Here is a 6,889-nt window from a genome sequence, read left to right as displayed (position 1 = left end):
GATCTTCTTCAGCCGCGCGTTCTCGTCTTCCAGCGCCTTCAGCCGCCGCATCTCGTCGGGCAGCAGGCCGCCGTATCGCTTCTTCCAGTTGAAGTAGGTCGCCTGGCTGATCCCCGCCTTGCGGCAGATCTCCGCGACCGGCGTCCCTTCCTCACCCTGCTTCAGCACGAACGCCTTCTGCGCCTCCGTGAACCTCGATGCCTTCATCCGATTCCGCTCCTGTCCCAGCCAGGGAAGCGTAGCCGAAAACTCCAGCTTCGCGCTGTCCAGTTCTCAGGGGGCAGAGCACATATTGAGTACAATGGTTGGAGGGGCTCTTTTTGCCCAGGTTTGGCATTTGACCAGCACAGACGCTGTACATTGAACAATAATAACAACGGTAAAGCACCCCACTTTTTGAAGCCGCCTTCCTGAGACCCCCCACCCCCTAGGTACCCTAGCCTTCAAATCCTCTACTGCCGTCTGCCAATAGACCTTGCCCTGGTGGCAGGGTCGCCAGTGTCGCGGGATAGCCCGCCAATGAAGTGGGATTTGCCTTTTGGCAGGTCCACTGACGCAACCCCTAAGACTTCATTGGCAGACAGAGGAGAAACCAAATGCTGGTGGGCTATGCGAGAACGTCGACATTGGAACAGAAGGCCGGCCTAGAGGCTCAGAGAGCCGCCCTAGAGGCAGCTCACTGTGAAAGAGTGTGGGAAGAGCAGACGAGTTCGGTTGGGCATCGTACGGGCCTCTCAGAGGCTCTCAGCTACCTTCGGGAGGGGGATGTCCTGGTCGTGACGAAGCTGGACCGTCTTGCCAGGTCCGTGAGGCACCTGGGGGAGATCGTTGATCACCTAGAGAGCAAGTCGGTGGGGCTCAAGGTTCTGGACCTGGGGCTCGACACCACGAACGCGACCGGAAAGCTGATGCTGAACGTCCTCGGCTCGGTGGCTCAGTTCGAGCGTGAGATGATGCTTGAGCGGCAGAGGGAGGGGATCAGGAAGGCGAAGGCGGAGGGGAAGTATAAGGGACGGAAGCCCACGGCTCAGGCCAAGGCGGCCGAGGTTAGGAGCCTTATCGATGAGGGAATGCCCAAGCGATCGGTTGCCCATCGCCTCGGCATCTCAGAGCGGTCCGTCTATCGGATCGCAGGCAAAGCGTAGCCGCTTACAAGTGGTCTCAGATGGAAGAGCTACGGCGAAGCTCAGGGCGGCGGGTAGGTTAGGTAAGTACTGCCTGACCCGCCATTCCCACCGAGACTAGCAGACACCATTGGAAAGCGTCGCAGCGTAGTGCATGGTCTCCGAGCGTGATCAACTTAAGGACTACAGCGGCAATGCTCGCTCTTCTTGCAAGCGCACTATCAGGCAAGATTCTACCTGGTATCGTATCGTACGCGTTCAAAGATAACGAAGTACTCAAGCTTAGCGGCGACGCAGCAATATCCTATGTGCAGCGGATGGCTGGCGGCTACCTCGAGTCTCGACAAGCCCAGCGGCTTATCGAGCAGATTGAAGATGAAGTCATTGAAGATATTGGAACATTCCTTGAAGCCGAGTTTCGCGCGATGAGGAACGGCGATAAGGTGCTGGTCGTCCAAGAAACAATAAAGCTCATACAGTCAAAAAGCTTCTATGACACCGCAATTCAAGTGGGATTGGACCCGAGGAGGTTAATTTCAAGATACGACGCGGAGATTGAGCAGATTCCATCACGTCTTCGAATCGGCGACACACGTGGCGCGAAGGCCATATCAGGCTACGTCATTTCCAAGTTTGTCGCGATTGTAGGATTACTGCCGACATTCACTCGCGACGGATTAAAGGCGATATTATCTAGCGCGGAAGAGATTCTTGATCGACTAAAGTTGGTAGAAGTGGAGCTTAGAACCCTCAACGTTAAGGAAATCCATGAGAGGAACGAAGACGCCCTCCTATATCGCCAGAAGATGCGGAAGAAGCTTCAGTCTATCGATGTATTCGGAATCGACTCTCGCGGTCTGCCGAAGCGGTACGATCTTTCTATTGCATACGTCAATTTGTCTTTGTCGGCAGGGGCGGAGTACGAGGGACTGAGCTCACAAAAGGTCCTCGCGAACGCATTCTCCGGAGAGAGTCGCCTGATCGTCGTTCGTGGCGAACCTGGATCGGGCAAGACAACCCTTCTATCTTGGTTGGCTTTGAAGATTGCGGAGGGCCGTCCTCCCCTCGAGCTTTCTGAGATGAAAGATCATATTCCAGTTTTCTTGACGTTAAGAGAGTACTCGGAGAAGGAGCTTCCGCGAGGTAGCGGGCTGCTTACTGAGCAATTTGGGGTAGCGGCAAACATTTTTAGAGAAGATTGGCTCAATGATTGTTTTCGGGAAGGCAAGTTTGCGTTCTTCATAGATGGCTTTGACGAGTGCCCCCAGGAGCGAAGACGAGAAGTCTCGAATTGGATCGGAGAGCTCCTCGAAGCTTACGAGAAGTGCGTTGTCGTGCTTAGTGCTCGTCCTTACGCCGTGGAAGATGTGCATGACTCGAGACTCCAACGCGTTGTGGCGGACTTCGCGGAAATCTCGATTGAGCCCATGAGTGCTCATCAGATTAAGACGTTCATCGATAGCTGGCATTCCGCATATGTTTCTATCGCAAAAGACGATGCAAGCCGTGAAAAGATAACTAGATCGACTCATAAGCTTCGTGAGAGAATATCCACCAGTTCGTCGTTAAGGTCATTGATAAGGAATCCGCTGATTTGCTCTTTAATTTGCTTCGTAAATGCTGACCGAGATGGGTTTGTGCCTGATCAGCGCGGAGAGCTTTATCAATTAGCAGCGGAGACACTTTTAGAGCGAAGGGACGTCGAGCGAGGGGTTAAGTTTAGCGGGAATGTCTCCCTGACTAAAATGCAAAAGTTTAAGATTCTGGGAGTGATATCCGAATATTTCTATCAACGAAATAGCGCCCTCCTGCCGACGGCCCAACTTGCCGTGAGGATGAAAGAGTACCTTCCTTCATTGGGTATTGATGGGGGCGAGGCGGTTGCGGTGCTCCAGTACTTGGCAGAACGAAGTCATATCATTCGCATGCCAACTCCCGGATCAATTGATTTCTCACACAAGACATTTCTTGAATATTTCTATGCTAGACGAATAACTGATCTTCATCTTGTCGAGCTAACGTCAGACAGCTTCTTTGAATCAGACTTTCGCGAGGTTGCCCTATTCGCCTTCGCAGTTGGAACGGCCCCTTTCGTCGCTGAGGTTCTAGATTGCCTCCTAAAGAGGATTCAAGGGGTCAGGGCCCGTGGGGGTGATTATACCTCTGAGATTCTTACGCTTCAGACTGCCATACAAGAGGCATCTGAAGTCTCACCTGATGCAAGGGCTGTTGCCAGAGATCTCTTATCGTCAGTGCTGCCGCCGCAAACACAAGATGCGGCCGAGGAGCTAGCTCATGCCGGACCTGTGATACTCGAGCCACTCTCTACCTTTGCTAGGGTAGAGTATAGGAAATACTGGGAGTATTGTGTTCAGGCCCTCATTAATTCATTTGAAGATGACGCCATCTACAGTCTGGTGCCATTTGCTCGCCTCAGTGATCACCAGATCGATCGGATGATTATAGCCGCGCGTCGTCATTTCGTTGGCGAACAATTCCGTTCCGTGTTGGCTCAAGAGTGCAAGACTGTCACTGAGCTAGAAGTGGGGGATTGGAGCGAGTTGGAATTGGTTCCGAGCCTTCGCTTCCTTAAAAAGGTTGTCATCAGGGACTTTTCAGACGACTGGGATGATGCAGCTATCGGGCTTAACGCAAGCGTAGAGCAGCTGGAAATGGTCAACGCGTACAATGTTACGAATCTTGATATTCTTAGATCGTTTCCCAATTTACGGAGCTTGACTGTATCCTCAGGCTGCGAGTCGCTTGAAGACTATACTTCAATCAGCCTCTGCCCTGATCTAAGGTCAATCAAAATTGCCTCTCTTTCATTCGAAGATTTAGATTGCCTCCGAAATTGCCGAAAGCTCGAAAAGCTGGACGTGGAGGAGTGTACTGCAATATTGAACGTAAAGCCGTTGAACGCGTTGACGCGCTTGAAGGAGCTGTATCTTCCGTACAGTAGCCAGTATGACGAGATCAATCTCGAGCTCAAGGACCTTTCGGTTGATATCGATATCGATTATCTCTCTAGCGATTTCGGCCCGACACGTGATGAGCTAGCCCTAATCGAGGCGATTGAGGGCATCGACACTTGGGAAGATTGAAGTCTTGCCGGAGCCTCTTTCAAAGACATTCGCATGCGCCGTTTCTGCTGCGGCCCGCTCACGCAAGATGTCGTTTGCGTCGGGCGTTTTGCGTAGGTCGGCCACTTCCGAAGTCACCTGAAAGGCTTAAGGTGCTTTGGCAGGAGAGCTGTTCAGACATATGGCATCCAGGTCCGTGCGGTACACTCGAGGTAACACAAGGGCGCGAGCTCGCTTGACATAAGTTAGGAAAAACAGTTAGTTGAAGGTCCAAATCTCGTTCAACTTCGCCTCCCCAGCGCGCCATTTCCCTTTTCGACTTGCTCATCCCCCGCAAAGCCCTGAACGGCAAGGTCATTTCGGGACTCTCTGTCCCTGCTGGTCGGTTTTCGATCTGGTTTAGGTAGACCACGGCGGGCGGCCGTTCGCTATGTTGGCCGATGGATCACCTTCGACAATCACCGGCGGCCCCACGCTGCCCAACACGCGCCTTCGCCTGCGAGCCGGTCTCCCAAGCGTGCAGATAGACGCACTCATGCTTCAGGGACTGCCAGAAGCGTTCGATGAAGATGTTGTCGAGACACCGGCCCTTGCCCTCCATCGAGATCCGCGTGCCGATCCGCTTCAGCCGGCCGGTCCAGAACGGGATTTCCAGAAATTGCATACCGGCGGCTGACAGGACGGGAGGGCAGGCCATGGGCGAAACCGGGCGAAGGCCCAAATTTCTCCACAAGTGCCTGCTCTATCGGCCCGTGTACGGGAGTGGGACGGGTCGATCTAATGCAGTGTTTCGAGAACTGGTTTGACGAGCCGATCTCGCGCGCTGCGGTCGCACTTTCCCTGCTGGCGCTGGTGGTGCTCGTCCTGATGGTCCGCCGCCATTCGTTCAACGGCAAGCCGTTCTACGCCCTGACCTTCGCAGGCGTGATCTGGACGCTGCTCTGCGTGGGCTTCGAAGCGGCCTCCGCGTCCGCGGCGTGCCAGTCGGCATGGGCGATGGTCGCCTGGTGGGGCAACGCGACCGTGCCGATCGCCTGGTTCTTCTTCGTCGCGACCTACGTCGGGAGCTCCAGCCCCAGGGGGCGGATCACCTGGAGCGTGGCGCTGGTCCTGCCGATGCTCGCGCTGGTCTTCGCGGCGACGAACCCGTGGCATCGCCTGGTCTACACCGAAGCGTCCGTCATCCCCCCCGGCGGGGATCACGTCGCGTTCGACCACGGGCCCGGATACTACGCGATGATCGCGTTGCTCTACGCGTTCGTCGTCGGCTCCCTGTCCGCCCTGGCCTCGGCGTTCCGCAGATCCCGGCCGTCGGTCCGCCCGCTTCTCCTGACGCTCACCCTCATCACGGTGTCGCCGCTCCTCGCGAACCTTTCCTACGCCGGGCTCGGAATCAGGGTCCTCGGCCTGGATCCGACGGCCCCGATGTTCGTCTTCGGCGTGCTCGTCTTCACCTGGCAGCTCGCGACCAGCACGACGATGGACATGACCTCGGCCGGGCAGTTCGTGCTGTTCGACGAGATGAGCGAGCCGGTCGTGTTCCTCAATCGCGACAGGGCGGTCGTCCGGATGAACGCAGCGGCGAAGGGCGTCGACCTCGGGGCCACGGCGGCGAGACTGCTGTCGGGGTGGGAGGAGCGCCGCCCCGACGACGGCGAAGCCTGCGGGGCCCCCGAGCATGTCGTCAGCGCGGACAGGGTGTTCGAGCCGCGAATCCGCAGGATCGAATCCCCTCTCGACCCGGCCGGGGACTTCCTTGGCTGGAGCATCACCTTCGTCGACATCACCGATCGCATGGCCATCAGCCTCGCGCTGGAGGAGGCTCTGGCACTGGAGAGCGAGGCCAACCGCCGGAAGGACGACTTCATATCGATGGTGAGCCACGAGCTGCGGACGCCGCTGACGTCGCTGAAGGGCGGCGTCGCCTTGGCGCTCAGCCAGGCGACGGGGGACCTGTCGGACTCCAAGAGACAGCTCCTCGAAGTGGCACAGAGGAACGGGCACCGCCTGTCCCGGCTGATCGACAACCTGCTGCTGGCGCAGAAGGTGAGTGCCGAGGCCCTTCCCCTCGACTGCGAGGACGTGGATCTGGACCGGCTCCTGGGCGAGTGCTTCGAGGAAAACCGCACCTACGCCGACCAGCGGAAGGTCCGCCTGTCCCGGTCGGGCGACCGCCGGCCGACCGTGGTGCGGGGCGATGCCTTCGCCATCCGCCAGATCCTGGACAACCTCGTCTCGAACGCGATCAAATTCTCGCCCGAGGGTGGTCTGGTCCAGGGGGCCATCGACATCCGCGACGACCGGGTCCGGCTGTCGATCAGGGACGACGGACGGGGCATTGCCGACGGCATGGAGGACCGGGTGTTCGGACGTTTCGAACAGATCGACGGCGGTGGTTCGGGAACGATTCAGGGCTCGGGGCTGGGACTGCACATCTCGCAGCAGCTGGCGCGCCAGATGTCGGGCGATCTGCGCTACGTCAGTCGTCTGGGCGCGGGGTCGACCTTCGTCGTGGAATTTCCGAAGCGCCCCGCGGAGACGCTCGAACGGGCAGGTCCGGTCGCGCTGCCGCGGGCGGAGGGCTCGGTCGGCGAGCAGGATACCGGCCTGCGGCGGCCAGCCCGTCCAATCGACCGGGTCGCGGTGGGCTAGACCCTCGCCGCGAGCCGCGGGCCGCGAGCC

Annotated in this window: 4 protein-coding genes and 1 pseudogene; 3 read left to right on the top strand and 2 right to left on the bottom strand. The window is 57.5% G+C overall.

All coding sequences use genetic code 11. The features are described from left to right. Positions 1–207 (bottom strand): transposase (locus tag A37W_RS0114410; RefSeq protein ID WP_018303299.1); only part of this gene is annotated, 207 nt, incomplete at its 3' end. Between the two features lie 389 nt (positions 208–596). On the opposite strand from A37W_RS0114410, the gene A37W_RS0114405 reads away from it, so the two are divergent. After that, positions 597–1,145, top strand: coding sequence for a recombinase family protein (locus A37W_RS0114405; RefSeq protein ID WP_018303745.1), 549 nt, complete (start codon positions 597–599; stop codon positions 1,143–1,145). 173 nt (positions 1,146–1,318) lie between these two features. Beyond that, positions 1,319–4,228 (top strand): NACHT domain-containing protein, encoded by a 2,910-nt coding sequence (locus tag A37W_RS23405; RefSeq protein WP_081617152.1) that lies wholly within the window; start codon positions 1,319–1,321, stop codon positions 4,226–4,228. A gap of 466 nt (positions 4,229–4,694) precedes the next feature. Here A37W_RS23405 and A37W_RS24405 read toward each other — a convergent pair. Beyond that, positions 4,695–4,823: pseudogene (locus tag A37W_RS24405) on the bottom strand (integrase core domain-containing protein); the annotation flags it as partial. Between the two features lie 164 nt (positions 4,824–4,987). On the opposite strand from A37W_RS24405, the gene A37W_RS0114390 reads away from it, so the two are divergent. Further along, entirely contained in the window at positions 4,988–6,859 is a 1,872-nt protein-coding gene (locus A37W_RS0114390; RefSeq protein ID WP_018303742.1) for a sensor histidine kinase, read from the top strand. Positions 6,860–6,889 lie beyond the last annotated feature (30 nt).

It is taken from the genome of Wenxinia marina DSM 24838, from assembly GCF_000379485.1.
GTDB classification, from domain to species: Bacteria; Pseudomonadota; Alphaproteobacteria; order Rhodobacterales; family Rhodobacteraceae; genus Wenxinia; species Wenxinia marina.
Note: the sequence above shows the minus strand (reverse complement) of the source record. Positions and strands in the feature narration are given on the sequence as shown.